Origin of the sequence: [Lactobacillus] timonensis, assembly GCF_900240275.1 — a bacterium.
Taxonomy (GTDB): domain Bacteria; phylum Bacillota; class Bacilli; order Lactobacillales; family Lactobacillaceae; genus Limosilactobacillus; species Limosilactobacillus timonensis.
In genome coordinates this window covers 632,330-650,837 of sequence record NZ_LT964761.1, presented here as the reverse complement: position 1 = coordinate 650,837, position 18,508 = coordinate 632,330, and the positions used below count along the sequence as shown (strand labels likewise).

18 protein-coding genes are annotated in these 18,508 nt (G+C 48.6%); 10 read left to right on the top strand and 8 right to left on the bottom strand.

The features are described from left to right. The first annotated feature begins 79 nt into the window (after positions 1–79). Entirely contained in the window at positions 80–535 is a 456-nt protein-coding gene (locus C1710_RS03150) for a VOC family protein (protein ID WP_102279938.1), read from the top strand. 287 nt (positions 536–822) lie between these two features. On the opposite strand, the gene nrdI is transcribed toward C1710_RS03150, so the two are convergent. Together nrdI and C1710_RS03140 are read right to left on the bottom strand one after the other, a co-directional pair. Further along, entirely contained in the window at positions 823–1,290 is a 468-nt protein-coding gene (gene nrdI / locus C1710_RS03145) for a class Ib ribonucleoside-diphosphate reductase assembly flavoprotein NrdI (protein WP_102279935.1), read from the bottom strand. A gap of 78 nt (positions 1,291–1,368) precedes the next feature. Continuing rightward, positions 1,369–2,742: a hemolysin family protein gene (locus tag C1710_RS03140; protein ID WP_102279932.1), complete on the bottom strand. Its 1,374-nt coding sequence runs from the start codon at positions 2,740–2,742 to the stop codon at positions 1,369–1,371. A gap of 142 nt (positions 2,743–2,884) precedes the next feature. Here C1710_RS03140 and C1710_RS03135 point away from each other — a divergent pair, with 142 nt between their 5' ends. Genes C1710_RS03135 through C1710_RS03120 form a run of 4 tightly spaced genes read left to right on the top strand, consistent with a single transcriptional unit; the run spans position 2,885 to position 5,719 of the window. After that, positions 2,885–3,751, top strand: a complete 867-nt coding sequence (locus tag C1710_RS03135; protein WP_146002362.1) for a multidrug ABC transporter ATPase — start codon at positions 2,885–2,887, stop codon at positions 3,749–3,751. Positions 3,752–3,762: 11 nt separating this feature from the next. Then, complete coding sequence (locus C1710_RS03130) at positions 3,763–4,317, top strand: Rossmann-fold NAD(P)-binding domain-containing protein (protein WP_102279926.1); 555 nt, start codon at positions 3,763–3,765, stop codon at positions 4,315–4,317. Then, positions 4,304–4,834, top strand: coding sequence for a DUF1836 domain-containing protein (locus C1710_RS03125; protein ID WP_102279924.1), 531 nt, complete (start codon positions 4,304–4,306; stop codon positions 4,832–4,834). The genes C1710_RS03130 and C1710_RS03125 overlap by 14 nt, the downstream gene beginning before the upstream one ends. A 6-nt stretch (positions 4,835–4,840) precedes the next feature. Next, positions 4,841–5,719 (top strand): hypothetical protein, encoded by an 879-nt coding sequence (locus tag C1710_RS03120; protein ID WP_102279921.1) that lies wholly within the window; start codon positions 4,841–4,843, stop codon positions 5,717–5,719. A gap of 51 nt (positions 5,720–5,770) precedes the next feature. Here C1710_RS03120 and C1710_RS03115 read toward each other — a convergent pair whose 3' ends face one another. After that, a complete protein-coding gene (locus C1710_RS03115) occupies positions 5,771–7,216 on the bottom strand; it encodes a C69 family dipeptidase (protein WP_102279918.1) in 1,446 nt (481 codons plus the stop codon). A gap of 24 nt (positions 7,217–7,240) precedes the next feature. Continuing rightward, a complete protein-coding gene (gene ybaK / locus C1710_RS03110; protein WP_102279915.1) occupies positions 7,241–7,741 on the bottom strand; it encodes a Cys-tRNA(Pro) deacylase in 501 nt (166 codons plus the stop codon). A gap of 150 nt (positions 7,742–7,891) precedes the next feature. Between ybaK and C1710_RS03105 the strand changes: the two genes are divergently transcribed. After that, a complete protein-coding gene (locus C1710_RS03105) occupies positions 7,892–8,620 on the top strand; it encodes a GntR family transcriptional regulator (protein ID WP_102279913.1) in 729 nt (242 codons plus the stop codon). A gap of 194 nt (positions 8,621–8,814) precedes the next feature. Next, positions 8,815–11,226 carry a phosphoketolase family protein gene (locus C1710_RS03100; RefSeq protein WP_102279911.1) on the top strand — a complete coding sequence of 804 codons (2,412 nt, stop codon included), beginning with the start codon at positions 8,815–8,817 and terminating at the stop codon, positions 11,224–11,226. Positions 11,227–11,368: 142 nt separating this feature from the next. Here the strand turns inward: C1710_RS03100 and C1710_RS03095 are convergent, their stop codons facing one another. The 4 genes from C1710_RS03095 to C1710_RS03080 form a co-directional block, all read right to left on the bottom strand. Continuing rightward, on the bottom strand, positions 11,369–12,733 hold the full coding sequence (locus tag C1710_RS03095; protein WP_456243168.1) for an ISL3 family transposase: 1,365 nt from the start codon (positions 12,731–12,733) through the stop codon (positions 11,369–11,371). Positions 12,734–13,039: 306 nt separating this feature from the next. Then, positions 13,040–13,336, bottom strand: coding sequence for a type II toxin-antitoxin system PemK/MazF family toxin (locus tag C1710_RS03090; RefSeq protein WP_102279907.1), 297 nt, complete (start codon positions 13,334–13,336; stop codon positions 13,040–13,042). Between the two features lie 47 nt (positions 13,337–13,383). Then, entirely contained in the window at positions 13,384–13,650 is a 267-nt protein-coding gene (locus tag C1710_RS03085) for an AbrB/MazE/SpoVT family DNA-binding domain-containing protein (RefSeq protein ID WP_102279906.1), read from the bottom strand. A gap of 401 nt (positions 13,651–14,051) precedes the next feature. Next, a complete protein-coding gene (locus C1710_RS03080; RefSeq protein WP_146002361.1) occupies positions 14,052–16,103 on the bottom strand; it encodes a BglG family transcription antiterminator in 2,052 nt (683 codons plus the stop codon). A gap of 145 nt (positions 16,104–16,248) precedes the next feature. On the opposite strand from C1710_RS03080, the gene C1710_RS03075 reads away from it, so the two are divergent. From C1710_RS03075 to C1710_RS03065, 3 genes are all read left to right on the top strand, one after another. After that, positions 16,249–16,689: a PTS sugar transporter subunit IIA gene (locus C1710_RS03075; RefSeq protein WP_102279903.1), complete on the top strand. Its 441-nt coding sequence runs from the start codon at positions 16,249–16,251 to the stop codon at positions 16,687–16,689. Between the two features lie 12 nt (positions 16,690–16,701). Further along, entirely contained in the window at positions 16,702–16,998 is a 297-nt protein-coding gene (locus tag C1710_RS03070; RefSeq protein WP_102279901.1) for a PTS sugar transporter subunit IIB, read from the top strand. Between the two features lie 96 nt (positions 16,999–17,094). Next, on the top strand, positions 17,095–18,456 hold the full coding sequence (locus tag C1710_RS03065) for a PTS ascorbate transporter subunit IIC (protein ID WP_102279900.1): 1,362 nt from the start codon (positions 17,095–17,097) through the stop codon (positions 18,454–18,456). Positions 18,457–18,508: the final 52 nt, after the last annotated feature.

Sequence of the window (18,508 nt, the reverse complement as noted above, 5' to 3'; positions counted from 1 at the left end):
GATGCGACAAAAATTAGCATTCGTTTGACGGATTGCTAATTTATCCCTATAATTGTCCCCGTTAAGAACGGAGGAAGTTATGAGTACACGATTTTTCCCATTTCTGATTTTCAAGAACGCGAAGGAGGCGCTTGAATATTATCAGGAAGAATTTGGCGCGAAGGTCCTTTTCCGCCAACCGATGACGGAAGAGCAGTTAGAGCGTCTTGGCATCCAGGTGGATAACCTGGAAAATACGACTGCTCATGCGGAATTCAGCATCGCTGGCCAGGTGATTATCTGTGCCGATGCCACGATGGGCGAACCCCAGTCGTCTTCACAGGTCGCATTAGTTCTGGACTTTGGGGATGACATGGCGGCAGCAGAACAACTATTTGATCAGCTGGCTAGCTCCGACTTGCAACGGGTCACGTTGCCATTTGGTCCCCACCAGCTGGGCGGCAAGATGGGCTACCTGGTTGACCACTACGGTATTACCTGGGTCATTTGCGCCGGAATAGTCCAGTCGGTTGGGAAGACGGACGATCAGAATTAAAAATAAACTTAAAAACACTTTTAGTAACTGGTGGTGGCCAGCGGACTAAAGGTGTTTTTGTCATCTTTACGGATATTGCAGATTGGCAACTGGAATTGGATATGCCGGTAGAGATTAGATGCTGACTACAAACTACACCTTGTCCAAAATGATCCTGATGTTGATAAAGTTAATGCCACTTCTCCGTAAATTCTGCAAAAGTATAGTTGCGTAACGGCATAATATTAGAAAATGATTTGCTAACTGAAATCAAAAAAAGGGCGAGTTCAGCTCGCCCTGTTTGTGTCTTATTGTTCTTTTTTAGCAACTTCCTTGCTCAGGATACCGTAAATTCGTTCAACGTCTTCAGAAGTGCCGCGCAGTTCATAGTCGGCCAGGAAAGGAACCTTGAACTCATATGCGTATTGCCGTGCGGTGAGGCAATACTGTTCGTTGAAGTTCTTGTTGCCACTACCGACAACTCCGAGGCAGTGGTCGACGTTGCTGTTTGAAGCAATGTATTCACCCAGCGCGTTGGTCATTAACTCAGTATAGCCGGAATCGATCCCGTTGCCACCGTCAAGGTAGGTTGGGACAAAGGCGAAGAACGGTTCTTTTTCCGCTGCTGGGACAGTTTGGTCGGTGATTTCCTTTAGCTCAATCACCGGGTTCTTAGGGTTGATGCTGTGCTGTTGTTTAGCAAAGGCAGCCAGCCGGGTTAGGAAAGAGCGGGTGTTGCCTTCAATTGAGATGAACAAGATGTAGATTTTTGACATTGTTAGCCCTCTTTACTTCATAAAATAACAATTAATAATATTGTACACCACTTAGCAAGTGGTAATATTGATAAGCTTTTATTGCTGCAGATGGTCATCGTCTGATTGCTTGGCAGTTTCCTGATCTTCAGAGATCTCCTTAACGTTCATCCAGAGGATGAAGGAGTTTTCGTATTTCGTTACCGTAATTAGGAAGTTATGCAGCTTAACCTGACTGCCTTCGTGGATTTTCGGGTGGGCATCCAGGAGATAGCCTGATAACGTAACCGCCTCAGTTTTTTCGAATTCTTCAAAGTCAACGCCAAAGTAACGTTCGAAGTCGTAAGTTGTTGTCTTACCGGCAACGTTAAAGGTACCATCATCGTTCTTTTGGATAATGTCGTCAGAAACATTATCGATTTCATCACGAACGGTTCCGAAGAGTTCTTCATAAATATCTTTGTCGGTAACGATCCCCGAAGTGCCCCCGTATTCATCAACGACCACCACCATTGGCGTCCGGGTACGGATCATTTGTTGCAAGACGTCGGTAATCAGCGTGTTTTCCGGCGTGGTTGGCAGGTGACGAATGATCTTCGTCAACGGGACGTTCGGGTTGACCCGGTTTTGCCGGATTAGGTCGTAGTTAAAGACGTAGCCGAGGATCTTGTCCTTATCGTGGTCGGCTACGACTGGCAGCCGGCTATAGTGGGTTTGCACGTACATGTCGAGCGCGTCCTGCAGGCTGGCACGGACGTCAATGACTGATAGGCGCGTCCGGTCGACCATCACATCATGAGCTTCCTTGTCGGTAAAGTCAAAGGTCCGCTCCATGTAAACCAGGTCGTTGCGGTCCATCTCGCCGCCACGAACGGCGTTACGTGACAGACTAATAATTTCACTTTGCGAGAGTACCTCGTCATTTTCGTCAGCCGGCTGCAGACCGAGGAGACGGACGATGCCGTTGGCCGACGTGTTTAGCAACCAAACGAATGGGTAGAAGATGACGTGGAAGTAGAGCAGTGGGGTGACTACCAGCATCATCATCTTCATCGGCAGGTCAATCGCTATGTTTTTCGGCACAATTTCCGTCAGCACCACTTCGAAGTAGGTCAAGACCAGGACACCAACGACGGCGCTGATAGCGTGCACTGCACTACTGCTGAGCGGCAATTGCGGTAAGTTAAGCAGGTCGGCCAAGAGGTATTCGATGGTTTCTTCCCCGACCCAGCCAAGGATGATTCCACAGACACTGGTTCCCACCTGGGTGGTCGACAGGTATTCAGTGAGGTTAGTCACCATGTTGATGGCCTGCTCGATCTTCTTTGACGGTTTGTCGCGCTTGTTTTGCATGTCCTGGAGGGCGGTGACCCGCACCTGAACCAGGGCGAATTCAGCGGCAACAAAGAAGGCGGCAAAGATAAACGTAACGATAATAATACCGAAGTTGATTAGTATTTGATCGTTATCCAATTAAAACGTTCCTCATTTCATAAAAATATTGTATTAAAGCGATCACAGGCAATTATACCATGCAAGAAGCAAATATTAGGTAGTCACACGGGAAAAAACTGTATTATGATAAAAAGGAAATCATCGTTTGGGGGAGTTAACAGTGACCGAGATTACGGCAAACGAGCTAAACTTGACGTCATCAAACGGCAGCGAGCTCTTTAACGTCAGTTTTGAATGGCAATCGCCACAGATTGTGGCAATCTGTAGTAACGACACTGAACTAATCCCGGCACTGGCAATGGCTTTACGGAGTCAGATTAAGGACATTGATGGACAACTAACCATTGATGGTCAGCCGGTTAGCCGGATTAAGCGGCAAGTCGAGGAAATGGTCAGTGTGGCGGGTGAGTTGCGAATCAAACCACGGAAGCGGTTGGATAAGTGGCTCCAGCACTTAATTAATAAGTTTCCCGACGCAATCCACTGGGAACAAGCCGCGCAGCTTCTGCGGGCCTTTAATATCGACGGGAATGTCCGCTTAAAGGAATTAACGACGGAACAAGAACGGCTGATCCAGGTACTGGTACCGACCATCCTCTGTTCACCAGTCATCATGCTGGGACAGGAGTTTGACCAGCTGTTGGCCGGAGATGTGCCGAAAGTTTGGTCCCTATTAAAGGACTATTGTCAAAAAACGAACGCGCTGGTCGTGATGAGCAGTTCTGACGTGACAACGATGCTCAAATGGGCGGACGTGATGTATTACTTTGACCGCGGCCACCTCACTTCCACTCGTCAGCTGCCAACCCATGACAGCACGGACTGTGTTGTGACGATCACCGGGAGTGGTTTTCCATCGGAAACTGCCGAACGGGTGGGGGCCCGCCTACTGGAAGAGGCTGAACACGAAACCCGCCTGTTATTTTCCGGCAACATCCAGGCATTGTTACCGCTGCTGGAGCAAAATACAATCACTGACGTCCGCATCCAGGATGCCACAATTGAGGACGAACTGCTCGCCTACTAAGGAGGCTCATCTTGCAAGCACCATTAGCAATTGTTAATCAGCATGAGGACCAGTTGACGGCGGCACTCAAAAAAGAGCTCGCCCCGGCGCCAGTGGCTATCTACCCACAGTTTAGCCGGCAACTGCCGCTGGCAGCAACGCTATGCTGGTTGGCCCCCCGCAAAGCACCGGTCGACGAGCTCGTAATGGGATTAGTCCAACTCGTTGATGACGGCCACGCCCCAGCGAAGATTGTGATGCTCGCGGCGGCCGGTATTTGTAACGACGTTGATGAGGCCGGATTGCGGCAACTGTACGGGGATGATTATCAAGACTTATTATTCGCCCACCAGTACGCCGTTAAAATGGTCGACGAACTCGAGATCCCGTATACTGTTATTAGGGTGCCACGGCTGACCGATGTGATTTCACCAAGTGTGATCACGCCGGAAAACCAGCCGGTGGCCAGCTTGCAACTGAATCGTGATCAACTGGTGAAGGCCATTGCGCGGGCGATGACGACGGATCAGTTGGTCAACCAATCAATCGGATTAAGCAATGAGGTGAAAGAGAGTGGAACGCTTTAAGAAGTATCAAGAACGGTTAGCTAAAGTTCAACTAGTGCACTGGGACGAATTGCCAGACATTGAACTCTACGTTGACCAGGTGGTGAAAGTAGTTAACGAGCCGCTAAACGGGTTAAACCTGCCACCAGTCACCCGTTCGATGGTCAACAACTACGTTAAGCACGGGATGGTCATCGCACCGGTGAATAAGCGCTATGGTCGGCACCAAATTGCGACCATCATGGTTATTTCGCTGCTGAAGAACCTTTTTCCGCTGACATCCATTAAGGACGGGATTAACCAGCTGACAATTAACGCCTACCCGAAGGTGGTTTATGATTACTTTGTTGACCTGCTCAACGCCAAATTTGCTGGGCAGGAGTTGCCGACCAGCGACCGCTTTGCCGACAATGATGGCCGGCTGATGCGGATTGCCGTTAACGCCCTGGGTAACTGGTTGGCCGCCAGCGCCGTTCTTTCAATTATGAAGGGCGACGAAGCCCCGCAACCAATCAACGCAGTGAAAAAGCGGGGGTGATGACTGGTGGATAAGTGGTGTCGCCAACCGCTGGCGGTCGTTACGAGTCTCCCGTTGATCCTGGCAGCGTTGCGGTGGGATTGGCTGGCAATGTTACGCTTCTCAGGGCAGACACCGGCTAAATTGACGCTCGATAGTGAAATATTTTGGCTGTTCCTCGGGGCAGTCTGTTTTGTGTTGAACGTCTTCAACTTATTAGTGATCTATCGTCAGGAAGGAGCGGTAGTGCAGACGACCCAGTACAAGGCGGCCAGCTGGCTATTATCCATTCTGATAATGGTCGGCCTGGTGGTCTGCTGGTCCCGCCCGGGGGACTTGCTTTTACCAACGAGAATCACTTGGTTGCTAGTGGTGGCAACCGTGATTGTGGCTGCACAGGCACTAGTGGGCAATTACTTTGTGCTGGCGACCGCTACGCCAGCAAAACAGCAGCCATCTCTGACAGTGTCGACGGCAACTTGGTTGGTGGCAGCGGTGCTGGGGTGGCCAATTTTCCCTAGTGGCCTTTGCTTAGTGGCAGCAGCCGCAGTTGTTGTCGGCTTAGGAGGCTTTCATCTCCCTAACTTGCCGTGCTTGTTGAAGGCTGCTTGTCGGCCGGTAGACCAACTAGCCGCGGGCGTGGTGATTGCTAGCGAGCTCAGTGTCAGTGTGTACGGATTGATCGGCTGCTGGCAACTATGGCAAACATCAGTCGCCAGCCTTTTTAGCGTCGTGTCACTGGCCGACCTGCTACTGTTGGCAGCCGGGTCACAATGGGTGGCAATCATTTCCCGTCAGTTGGTTAACGGCAAGTCGAATTCTGTGATGCCCCGCTGGTTGCTGACGGGTGCCGTATTGGTTGTCGGCACTGAACTGGCAGTTGTCGGATTACTCTTCTTCATCTAAATAAAAAATGGGTCGCGATTTGTTCGCGACCCATTTTACTTGTTCAACTAATTACAGGTTCTTGTCCATGACGAAAGTTAAGTCCGACAACTGAAGACCGTGCATCATTAAGTCGGCCATCAGCTTCTTTGTCCGCTTAGCCATTTCAGCGACCAGTTCGTGCTGGTTCTTGCTGAGGATTTCGCTGGCCTCGTTGTTGGTGAAGCCTTCGACTTGTGGGGCAACCTTGTCAATCCAAGTGTAGAAGTATTGACGAGCATCCTTCAGGTAGTCGTCATCGGCCTTGGTGAACTGGCTGAGGTGTGATTCAACCAGCATTGACAGCCCGCGGTACATCCAGTAGGCGCTCTTAAAGTCAACGTCCATCTTCATTGGCGTGTTGGCATATGATGGGTCCATGTCGGCTGCGTTACCAAAGAACGGAACGTACGGCGTGAATGACGGGATCCCGAAGCACAACCACAGAATTGTTGACGCAGCTTCCGGCAGGTCCGGCTTAACTTGCAGAACGTGGGAGTTTTGCGTCCGGTTCAGTGAAATTGGCCGGAAGAAGTGCTTCTGCTCGTCAGTTCCTTCGTGGCCCAGCGGGTCATAAACAGTCCCCTGGTAGTGGCTGCTGAGGACTTGTTGAACTTCTTTCAGGGTAATCTTGTGGTCGGCCTTCATGATAAATGGCAGGTTGAAGTCCAGCGGGTCGAGCTTGACTTCTGGGCTGAGAACCAGGTGGCCGTACCATTGCCGGCTGGTGTTGTAGTGCTGGTCAAAGACGTTGGCCGTCCCGAAAATCCGCCGGAAGTTCCAGCCGTCCAGGTCCGGGTTAAGGTGGTGCTTTGCAACGAAGTCCTGGATGCCGTCGGACCACATGAAGTTCTGCGGGTCGTCAAAGTCGACTTCCTGGATGGCAACCCGGTTACCGGTGACGGCGTAACAGTCATCCGGGATCCGTTGGGCAACCCAGTGGTGACCAGTAACGATTTCCATGTACCAGATATCGTTCTTATCGGAGAAGATGACTCCGTTGCCTTCCGCGGACCCGTACTTGGCAACCAGACCGCCGAGGTAGGAAACCCCTTCGCGGGCGCTGTTAATAAACGGCAGGGTCATGGCAACAATGACGTCTTCGTTAATCCCGGATTCGGTGTTCAGCGGGTCGTAAGCGAGGACCCGTTCGTTAGCGTAGACACTTTCGGTGGCACTCATGCCGACGTTTTTCTCGTTAAAGCCGCTTTCGTCGTAAACCCCTTCGTTTTTCAGGTCGATGTTTGGCGTCCCCTGGTAACGGTAGCCGTCACGCGGCCGCTGGCCAACGAAGTGGTTGAGATATGACTTCACGGTGCTGTCCTGGTCGTGGTAGGCCGGGTAGACAACCAGTTTCATCGGGTTCAGCGGGCTGAAAGTATCGTCGTTTCTGGCAGCCATCGTCGAACCATCAATCGTCGCCTTCTTACCAACGAGGACCGTCGTACATGCTGAACGTTTTTGTTTTTCAATATCCATCTGTTAATCAACCTTTCTGTGTGCTTAGTGCTGCTGCAAGTCGGCAAATTGGGCGTTAACCAGTTGGGCGAGGTCGTCAGCGTTAATTTCCACCGAACGGCCGATCTTACCCGCCGAGACGAAGATTGTCTCTGACTTTTTCGCATCGTTATCAATGAAGATTGGGTAATGGTGCTTTTCGTAGATTCCCACCGGGGTATTAGCGCCGTGCACGTAGCCGGTCGTCTTCAGGAGCTTTTTGAGCGGCACCATGTCGACTTTTTTGTTGCCGGAAACACGGGCGAGCGCTTTTTCATCAAGGTGTGAGTCAACCGGCACGACCCCGACGAGCGGGCCGGTCTCCTTGCCACTGAGCACCAGTGTTTTGTAAATCCGGTGTTCGTCTTCAGTTTCCCGGCCGAGGGTAAAACTCTGCACGTCGCCATCCTGGTGGGTCGCAAAAACGGCCGACTTGTAAGGAACGTGGTGTTGGTCGAGAATCTGCTCTACCTGGGTCTTTTTCAAACGTTTTTTCTTTTTACTCATGAGTAATAGAAAACTCCTTTACAACGAAAAAATAATCTGGAACGGTCCAATTTTGCCAATATAGGTAACCAATTTTAAAAAGTTTGGTATACTACTATTGAGTATATTATAACGCGGCCAACAATTGGTGACAGTAAGGAGCAATTTTGAATGTCAGATTTGGTTTACCGCAAGGTGATGCGCGATATTAAGGGCAAGATTTTGGCGGGGTCGTACTCGGCGATGAAACTGCCAGATGAACGGTCCTTGAGCAAGGATTACGAAGTTTCCCGCAGCTCGATTAAGCGCGCGCTGGGGATTCTCGCCCAGCAGGGAATTATTTTCAAGAAACGGGGTTCCGGCACCTTCATTAACCCCCTCTACCTCAAGAACCGGGCGATGTTTAACTACGAAGGCAGCAACCTGGGGATTACTGATAGTTTTCGCCTTGCCGGAAAAAAACAGGGAATTAAGCTGTTGGATTACCAGGTGGTTCCGGCCAGTCCGGATATCCAGCAGGACCTTTTCTTAGAAAAGGATGATTTTGTTTACCAAATTCGCCGGCTGCGGCTGGTGGATGGTCAACCGTTTATGGTGGAGACGGGCTACATCCCGATTAAGATTACCCCGACCTTGTCGCCAGCAATCGTTGAGGGTTCGATCTTCAACTATTTGCAGCAAGAAAAAGGGAAGGCCGTTACCCGGTCCTTTATGACGATTTCTGTTTCGCCCTCGACGGTTGATGACCAGCAGCAACTGAACTTGTCAGTGACGGAGCCGGTCGGCGTGATGGAAGGGATCTTCTTCCTAGACGATGGGACACCGTTTGAAGTATCGAATATGCGGGTCCATTACCAGTACATGAAATACAACACCTTCGTTAACTTGAATAATGAGTAATTATTGTTTGAAATTTTTGTTAACAAGGGTCATTAACCCCGTTACAAGCCCATAGTGACGGGGGTTTGTAATTGGACCGTATCAATTTTTATAAAGGTTGACTTTATCCCAATTTGTGATACGATAATTGCGTAAATTGAGTGATTTACGTTGTGTCTGTTTTGGATAGATTTTATTTAAGGAGTGTTGAATTTATGGCAGTAGACTACGATTCCAAGAAATACTTGGAAAGCGTTGACGCATACTGGCGTGCAGCTAACTACCTTTCAGTAGGTACCCTGTTCCTGATGCACAACCCGCTGCTCCGTCGTGAACTGAAGGCTTCAGACGTTAAGCCGAAGCCGATTGGTCACTGGGGGACGATTGTTCCGCAAAACTTCATTTACGCACACTTGAACCGTGTAATTAAGAAGTACGGTCTGGACATGTTCTACATCGAAGGTTCCGGTCACGGTGGCCAGGTAATGGTTAACAACTCATACCTGGACGGTTCATACACTGACATCTACCCTGAATTCACTCAGGATGAAGCAGGTATGGCTAAGCTGTTCAAGCACTTCTCCTTCCCAGGTGGAACTGCTTCACACGCTGCCCCAGAAACTCCAGGTTCCATCCACGAAGGTGGGGAACTGGGTTACTCACTGTCACACGGTGTTGGTGCAATTCTGGACAACCCTGACGTGATTGCCGCGGTTGAAATCGGTGACGGTGAAGCCGAAACTGGCCCACTGGCAACTTCATGGTTCTCAGACAAGTTCATCAACCCAATCACTGACGGTGCTGTTCTGCCAATTCTGCAGATCAACGGTTTCAAGATTTCTAACCCAACCATCGTTTCCCGGATGAGCGATGAAGACCTGACAAAGTACTTCGAAGGGATGGGCTGGAAGCCACACTTCGTTTCAGCTTACAAGCAAGCTGACCGCGAGGGTGAATTCAACGGCTACAAGGACCACATGCAGGTTCACGAAGAAATGGCCAAGACGCTGGACGCCGTTGTTGAAGAAATCAAGAGCATCCAAAAGAACGCTCGTGAAAACAACGATGACAGCATGCCACAATGGCCAATGATTATCCTGCGTGCACCAAAGGGCTGGACTGGTCCAAAGGCTGACTTGAACGGCAACCCAATTGAAAACTCATTCCGTGCTCACCAGATTCCGATTCCGGTAGACCAAGAACACATGGAACACAAGGACATGCTGGTTGACTGGATGAAGTCATACAAGCCAGAAGAACTGTTTGACGAAAACGGTGCCCCAAAGGCAATCGTTGAAGAAAACGTTCCGGAACCAGACCAACGGATGGCAACCAACCCAATCACTAACGGTGGGATTGATCCTAAGCCGCTGCGCCTGCCAGACTACCGTGACTTCGCCGTAGAAATGGACGGCCATGGTACTGTTGTTAAGCAGGACATGATTGAATGGGCTAAGTGGCTGCAAAAGGTTTCTGAACTGAACCCAACTACTTTCCGTGGTTTCGGTCCAGACGAATCCAAGTCAAATCGTCTGTACGACCTGCTTGATGGTTCCAAGCGTCAATGGATGGAAAACATCCACGAACCAAACGACGAAGATCTGGCACCACACGGTCGTGTTATCGACTCACAACTGTCAGAACACCAAGCTGAAGGCTGGCTTGAAGGTTACGTTCTGACTGGCCGTCATGGTTTCTTCGCAACCTACGAATCATTCGGTCGTGTTGTTGACTCCATGCTGACTCAGCACATGAAGTGGCTGCGGAAGGCTAAGGAACAATACTGGCGTAAGGACTACCCATCACTGAACTTCGTGGACACTTCCACTGTCTTCCAACAAGACCACAACGGGTACACTCACCAGGATCCAGGTCTGCTGACTCACCTGTTCGAAAAGAACCGTCCAGACCTTGTTCACGAATACCTGCCAGCTGACACTAACGAACTATTGGCTGTTGGTGACAAGGCATTCCGTGACACTGAATGCATCAACGTGCTGGTAACTTCCAAGCACCCACGTGCACAGTGGTTCAAGATCGATGAAGCTACTGAAATCGTTAAGAACGGTCTCAAGTACATCGACTGGGCTTCTACTGACCAGGGTCAAGAACCAGATGTTGTCTTCGCCTCAGCTGGTACTGAACCAACTGAAGAATCTCTGGCAGCTATTGACCTGCTGCACAAGAACTTCCCTGACCTGAAGATTCGTTACATCAACGTTGTTGACATCATGAAGCTTCAGAGCCAAAAGATCAACAAGAATGGTCTGTCTGACGCCGAATTCGACTCCTACTTCACGACTGACAAGCCGGTTATCTTCGCATGGCACGGCTTCGACTCCATGATCAAGGACATCTTCTTCGACCGTCACAACAAGAACGTTCACATCCACTGCTACGAAGAAAATGGTGACATCACCACTCCATTCGACATGCGTGTTCTGAACGAACTTGACCGCTTCCACTTGGCTAAGGACGCTATCCAAAGCGTACCTGGCTACGAACAAAGCACGATGGCCTTTGCTCAGAAGATGGACGACATGGTTGCTCGTCACAACCAATTCATCCGTGACGAAGGTAAAGACCTTCCAGAAGTTACTAACTGGAAGTGGAGCGGTTTGAACTAATCAGGCTGACAACTAAATCAGAAAAGCGAGATCGGAATTATCCGGTCCCGCTTTTTTGTGTGTCATGGAGGGTGAGCTGGTTTACGACCCGGTGGCTTTTTTGGGCTCTTTGTCAAATCCTGTTGACAGGTAAGAATCAGGCTTAAGCGGCTTGATTCTTTTTTTGTGCCATTTGACGGAAATGAATGCGATAGACTAAGTGGTCGTAATTTCTGAAACCAAAAGCAGTGCGTTGAATTTGTTTAATCATCCGATTGATCCCCTCAATGGTCCCGTTACTGTAGTCAAATCGTGAGGCGTTAAGGACGTACATGAGATTATGCCTGAGGGTGTGTAAGACAGCGGTTATCTGCGGACTAAGCTCAGCGCGCGGATAGAGGCTTTCGGTCAGTTGATCGAGATTGCGTTGTTTTAGGTTTTGCATAACATTTTGTAGAAACTGGTAGTCGGCTCGTAAGCGATCATCAATAGCCAACCCTAAATCCACGCGCTCACCACTGGTAACCTTCTGACGAAGGTGACGATCATAATATTCATGCTCGTNTTGTTTTAGGTTTTGCATAACATTTTGTAGAAACTGGTAGTCGGCTCGTAAGCGATCATCAATAGCCAACCCTAAATCCACGCGCTCACCACTGGTAACCTTCTGACGAAGGTGACGATCATAATATTCATGCTCGTAAGAAAGATTCGTCGCAGATTTGAGATAAAGTTGCCAGCTAAACTTTAACAGTCGGTACTGGCGACTGGTTTTCGGGAATTGTTTCATGGCTTGGGCCCGATACTGATTGAAAGCACGAGTCATCATGGCAATAATATGAAAACGATCGATGATAATTTCGGCGTGGGGAAAAAAGCGACGGGCAATGTCTTGGTAGTAACTGTTTAAGTCCACTGAAATGGTCTTTACCCGGGATCTTTCCGCAGGAGTGAAGCTTAGAAAATAGTTCTCAATCGTCCGCTTAAAGCGATCCGGCAGGATCGTTTGAATGCGATGGTGATCGTTGTCAATACAGATAAAGTGCAGTTGACGATGAACACCGCGAAATTCGTCCATCGCGAGGTTAGTAGGCAACTGGCGTTGGTATAAGGGAGCGATGGAGCGACTTGCGTCTAAATAACGCAGGACCGTGCTTGGAGAGATCGTATTGTCACGGGCAATACTTTCTAGCGAGCGATCGTCTTGAAAACTCATGGTGACCTTATTAGCGATATGGCAGTATTTACGGACCACATTCGATTGAGCCATAAAAATTCGTCGACAATCTTTACAACGCAGGCGCTGCTTATGGATTCGTAGAAACACCGGATGACTGGCGTCATCGGTGGTAAAAACAGTTTGTACCGTAGAATACCCAAACTTTACCAGGCGGCGGTGATGACAGTTGGGGCAAGAGATTAGCTGATTGCGCAGTTTAAATTCGTAAATCCGACATTTACGAATATCGGGATAAAGCTTTTTGCGAGTACCCTTAGCCAAATTAATAAAGGCATAGAAATAATCCATCCAAATCAGATTGGAGTCTTTCATTCCTAGTGCAAAACAGATAGAATCATTGTTAGGAGTCATCCTGAATCATCCTTTCGATAGAAGCTATTTGGTCGTAGATTTTTCCTGAAGGGAGTCAGTGATGGCTCCCTTTTTGTAAGAAAAAATCCCGTTAACAGATTACCACTTTGGCAATCTATCAACAGGATTTAGTGTAGAGCCCTTTTTGTGTTAACTATTTGTTTGGAGTGTGTTCCAAATAAGCTTTTGTTCTGAGCTTTTTTAATATGTACGACCAATGATCTTCAAAACCTTTGCCATGAACTAGCTGTCTGTATGACAAGCATAGTCATAGCCACGGTAGCTCAAGTCGACAGAACGTTCTTGCTCCAGCTTTACCATGCCATGAATAGGTAAGCCTGCTGGCACCTGAACGTGAAGTGGAAATGGACGCATTGTACTTGTAATCGATGCAATTTTGACCATGCCACCACATAGTTCATTAAAATCATCATTTGAAACAACTAAAACAGGACGTTTGCCTTGTTGCTCATGTCCTTGAGTCGGATTCAAGTTGACCCATAGAATGTCTCCCTGTTTGGGAGCCTGAAACCTATTCACGGCTTTTACCTCATTTCAATATAAAATTACCATTGCTAACTGGGCAATTAGAAGTCTTCTTTTCCTTGAGGTGATTGCCAGTCGTCCTCTTTGTTTGTCGGTTCATCAGAAAAATAAGCTTTGGTATCAAACCCGTCAAACATTTTACGTAAGGGACTTTCCTTTTTGACAGGTTTTAATACAATTTGATCCTTTTCCACTGAATAAGTTAGTTTATCTTGATTGCTTAATTGAAATGTTTCCAATATTTTTTTGGGAATTCTAACAGACAAACTGTTTCCCCACTTCGATAAAGTTAGCATTCCCTTTTCCATATTAGAATCCCCCTTAAAACATATTTGCGTTCATACCTACACTAATTATAGACAATCCGTTTTCGTTTGTCGGTACATTGCTAAAAGTCGATACATAAACTGGAGCATTCTTTCGATATAGTTAATTTGTGAAACCTAACATTATTTATATCAAGATTCACGATATGACTTGCTTTAATCTCAATTGCTGCTAAATAGGACTCTTGATGGCTAGAGCTCTTATCATTCTCGTTCATGAATTGCAATTCTGCCGTATTTAATAACTTTGTCATTGTTTTTCTTTGGACTTCTTATGATAAATTCATTGTTAACAAGCCTCTTACTCTAAAATACGTAAAAAGACAAGTTAGTTATTGCGAAATGATAACTTTTTGTTCCAATCGCCGTAGCGCTTTTATACCCTATTCCAACAACTTTCCCTCCCTTAACAACGCGGTCAGTTCACCAACCTGCTCGACCTTCTTTAACTTGCCCATCCACTGTTCATTTTGAATGCATTGTAACAGGCGGCTGAGGGTCGTCAGGTGTTGACGTTGGTCAACCGGGGCCAGGCCGACAACAAAGCTGATCTCCTTGTCTGAGTGGTCGACACAGAAGGGGTGGCGGAAGAAGGTATAGCTAAAGCCAAGCTCATTGACCCCGGCTTCCGGTGTCGCGTGGGCAAGGAAGACGCCCTTGCCGATGGCCATGTAGTCGCCGTGGGTTTTGGTTAGTTCGATGATCTTGCTGACGTACTGGCCGGTGATGGCGTTAGTTGCCACCAGCTTGTTCATGCTGAAACGGAGTGCTTCTTGCCAGGTAACCGGCTGATTGACCAATGAGACGGTAGTTTGACCATTAGTTGTCAGGTGGGGTTGGCGCTGAGTTTGGTTATTGAGGTAGGCCTTCAGGTCGTTTTCCAGTCCCTGCGGGTCAACAATCCGGGTGTGGGTGGCGATGATGTCCATCAGTGTTGGTAGTTGGATTGCCTGGTGCTGGCTTTCAATCAAGTGGGCGTCCTGGAGGCGGGCACCGATTTGTTGCCAATCGGCCTCGCCGGGGATGACCGGAACCGTCATGACCGGGACCCTTTCCGGCATTTGTGGCAGGCTAATGGTACTGAGAACCAGCTTGATCGACTGGTAGCGGAGGTTTTCAAACTGGAAGGTGTTGTAGGGACCAACAAAGCTTACTCCCGGGTAACGGCTGCGTAGCTGTGAGATGAGCAGTTCTGAAGTTCCAATACCGCTGGAGCAGATTACCATGACACTTTGCTTTTCCTTTTCAGGCAGGTCGGTATTGCGGAGGGCTCCACTAAAGTAGACCGTAATCAGCGCAATTTCGTCATCAGACAGGGCCTCGCCGGTGAACTGGTTGAAAGGTTGGACGGCCTGCTTAACCAGCTCAAATGTTTCCCGGTAGGAGTGCTTAATTTGGTTGACCAGCGGGTTGCGGTAGTTGATGTGGTACTTGACCCGGTAGTAGGTCGATACGAGGTGGACAGTCAGCTTTTTATTGAGGGTGTGGTCGGAAGTCGGCAATTCGACGGCGGCCACCTCGTTGAAGCGTCGGATCATCTGACTGGCGATGGGCCGCAAGAGGGGGATCATCGGGTTGTCAGCGCCAACGTGTTGGAAGGCCTGGGTATTGACGATTTCCGCTAGAAACATGGCTTCAGCGGCCGAGCTAATGTGTAGGTCGTTGAGAAAACTAGCGGCCCAGGTAAAGGTTAGAGAGTAATCGGCGCTCGCTAACTTACGCGGCGGCAACTGGTGAGTCTGTTGACGCTCAATCAGCCAGCGGGTAAAGCGTGCGAGGAGGTTCAGTGAGTCGTCAGTAAAGGCATTGCCGGTAATCCGCTCGAGCAATTTGAGCTGGTCGCGAAAGTGCGCTGAATCGGTAAAGGTTAATTGCTGACCAATGAGTTTGGTTAATTGACGGAAGTTTTCAAAGACCCAGCGACGTTTGATGGCTTCGTCGCCACTGACTTGCTTACCCTTGCTAGAGTTGTGGATGGCCAACCCGGCAGGCAGCTGGCCGGTTAAGTAGTCGAGGTCCTTAATGATGGTGTTTTTGCTGACGGCGAAAAGCTTCATTAGTGCAGTTAAGGAAGATGCCGGACGCGAAAGCAGGCAGAAAAAGGCGAGCAGGCGCCGGTCATCTGGCTCTAAGGAAGCAAAGTGAAAGTTGCCAGCAAAGAGTTCCTGGTAAGTGGTAGCCGTCCTCCTTGCTGGTTGCGCAACCAGCAGGGCTTTTTTAGTTGCAACGGGCAACCGGTAGCCGATGCCGCGGATATTTTCGATCTCGTCCAAACTACTGGCAGTCAGTTCCTCGTTGACCCGGTTAATCGTATAAAAAACGCTCCGCCGCGAAACCCCCAGGTGTTCAATCAGGGTAGTTAACGGCACCGTTGCGTCACTTTTGACTAGTTCATTAACCAGCTGTTCACCATGCCGAATGTTAGTTAAATTCATCAGTATCACCGCCAATATCGTTTTGCTTCCTCACATAGTAGTTCATTTTTTGCACCTTAGCAAGTATCGCCATTGCACTTGTGAGAAAGGGAACATTACTATATCATCAAGACAATCATAAATGATCAAGAAATGAGGTGATTACTTGGCATTGGATTTACTTGATCAACAGACAGTTCAAGTAGTAGACGGTAGTGATTTGACATGGCAAGATGCGATTCGCCAGGCTGCCAAACCGTTAGTCGATAACGGCACGGCCGGTGAAGACTACGTTGACGCAATGATCGACGTGGTTGAAGACAAGGGTCCCTACATTAACATTGGCCCTAACATTGCCCTGGCCCATTCGCGTCCGCGGCCGAGTGTTAAGAAGGTTGGTTTGGCACTGATGAAGACGAACCAGCCGGTGAACTTAGTGAGTGATGAGCACCCGGTGAAGTTGTGGTTTGTTTTGGCCGCAACGGACAGTAACAGCCACTTGAAAGTGATTCAAGAGCTTTCAACAGTCTTGATGGATGCTGACCGGACAAAACAATTGCTGGCCGCCACTTCTGTTGATGATGTGTTAGACATTTTAAAGGACTAGGAGGACTTTATTATGAAGTTTGAAGCTTTATGTCAGTCAGGTTTGGGTAGCAGTTTCATGGTTCAGATGAATATCCAGAACCTGCTCAAGCAGGAAAACGTTAAGGAAGACATCCAAGTTGACCACTCAGACGTTGGTAGTGCAACTGCTGACCAGGCCGACTACTTCTTCCTCGACCCAACGCTGGAAACTTCAGCTGGCAGTCTGCCAAAAGACAAGGTTGTTGTTTTGAAGAGTTTGGTTGACCCGAACGAACTGAAGGAAAAGGTTAACGCCATCCTTGATAAGGAAGGCATTGCCCACGACTAAACCTTAAGAAGGGATTATGCTTAATCTCTTTGTTAGCAATTATTTATTCGTAAATGATCCACTTCTTAAGCAATTATTTGGAGGTTAACGATAGCTATGAATGGACTATTAAATCTATTTGAAAGTATCGCAACCACGCCGGCCCTGCTGGTTGGTCTGATTGCGCTGATTGGTCTTCTTCTGCAAAAGAAGAGTGCCACTGAAACTATCCAGGGGACCATCAAGACCTTTGCTGGGTTCTTGATCCTGACTGGTGGTTCTACTATTTTGAGTAACGCCCTGACACCATTTGCCAAGATGTTCAAGTTTGCCCTTGGTGTTCAAGGGGTTGTTCCAAGTAACGAAGCCGTAGTTGCCATTGCCCTGGTTAAGTACGGTTCAGTTACTGCCCTGATCATGCTGGTCGGGATGATTGTCAACGTTTTGTTGGCTCGTTTCACGAAGTTTAAGTACATCTTCCTGACTGGTCAGGCAATGCTGTACGTTTCCTGTCTGACGGCCGTTGTGCTGATCAGTGCCGGGATGGGCAGCAGCTGGCAGACGATTCTGCTTGGCGGTCTGTTCGAAGGGACACTGCTGACGGTTACTCCGGCTTTCTGTCAGCCATTTATGCGTGAAATCACGCACGGTGACACAGTTGCCATGGGTCACACTGGTAACATTGGTTACGCCATTGCCGGTTTAGTTGGTAAGTGGTTTGGTGACAAGAAGCACAGTACTGAAGACATCGAACTGCCAAAGTCACTTGGTTTCCTGCGTGACTCCACTGTTTCAATTACTATCGTGATGGCCATTGTTTACATCATCCTGGCCATCATCGCTGGCCCCCACTTCGTTGAAAGCAAGCTGAGTGATGGTACGAACTACATTATCTTCGCCATCGTTCAAGCTGGTACTTTCGCTGCCGGATTCGCCGTTGTGCTGCAGGGTGTCCGGATGATCCTTGCTGAAATTGTTCCAGCCTTCCAAGGGATCGCCCAAAAGATCGTGCCAAACTCCAAGCCTGCCCTGGACGTGCCGATCATCTTCCCATTTGCACCAAACGCCGTTCTGCTTGGTTTCATCGTCAGCTTTGCTGTTGGTACGATCAGTATGTTTGCCATGGTTGCAATGCACACCGTTGTTATCATTCCTGGGGTTGTTGGTCACTTCTTCTGTGGTGCCGCAGCTGCGATCTATGGTAACTCAAAGGGTGGTCGTCGTGGTGCGATCATCGGTGCGATTGTTAACAGTCTGATTATCAGCTGGCTGCCACTTTACATTCTGCCAGTACTGGGGAACCTGAAGATGGCTGCTTCAACCTTCGCTGATACTGACTACCTGGTTCCAGGGATTATCCTTGGTAACCTTGGCCACCTTGGTGGTACTGTCTTGGCCTTCAGCATTATTGCCTTCACGGTTATCGTTGTGCTGGTAAGTATGTTCATGAAGTCACCAAAGACTGATGCTGAAAAGTAATAATTAATGTACATGAGGAATAACTACTAGTACCATTCAAATTGTTGGCACA

What these genes read in the sequence shown, in the direction of transcription:
- C1710_RS03100 (WP_102279911.1), top strand. Translation starts at nt 8,815, where the DNA reads ATGGCAGTAGACTACGATTCCAAGAAATACTTGGAAAGCGTTGACGCA.
- nrdI (WP_102279935.1), bottom strand. Translation starts at nt 1,290, where the DNA reads ATGTCAAAAATCTACATCTTGTTCATCTCAATTGAAGGCAACACCCGC.
- C1710_RS03070 (WP_102279901.1), top strand. Translation starts at nt 16,702, where the DNA reads ATGAAGTTTGAAGCTTTATGTCAGTCAGGTTTGGGTAGCAGTTTCATG.
- C1710_RS03080 (WP_146002361.1), bottom strand. Translation starts at nt 16,103, where the DNA reads ATGAATTTAACTAACATTCGGCATGGTGAACAGCTGGTTAATGAACTA.
- C1710_RS03065 (WP_102279900.1), top strand. Translation starts at nt 17,095, where the DNA reads ATGAATGGACTATTAAATCTATTTGAAAGTATCGCAACCACGCCGGCC.
- C1710_RS03150 (WP_102279938.1), top strand. Translation starts at nt 80, where the DNA reads ATGAGTACACGATTTTTCCCATTTCTGATTTTCAAGAACGCGAAGGAG.
- C1710_RS03085 (WP_102279906.1), bottom strand. Translation starts at nt 13,650, where the DNA reads ATGGAAAAGGGAATGCTAACTTTATCGAAGTGGGGAAACAGTTTGTCT.
- C1710_RS03115 (WP_102279918.1), bottom strand. Translation starts at nt 7,216, where the DNA reads ATGGATATTGAAAAACAAAAACGTTCAGCATGTACGACGGTCCTCGTT.
- ybaK (WP_102279915.1), bottom strand. Translation starts at nt 7,741, where the DNA reads ATGAGTAAAAAGAAAAAACGTTTGAAAAAGACCCAGGTAGAGCAGATT.
- C1710_RS03105 (WP_102279913.1), top strand. Translation starts at nt 7,892, where the DNA reads ATGTCAGATTTGGTTTACCGCAAGGTGATGCGCGATATTAAGGGCAAG.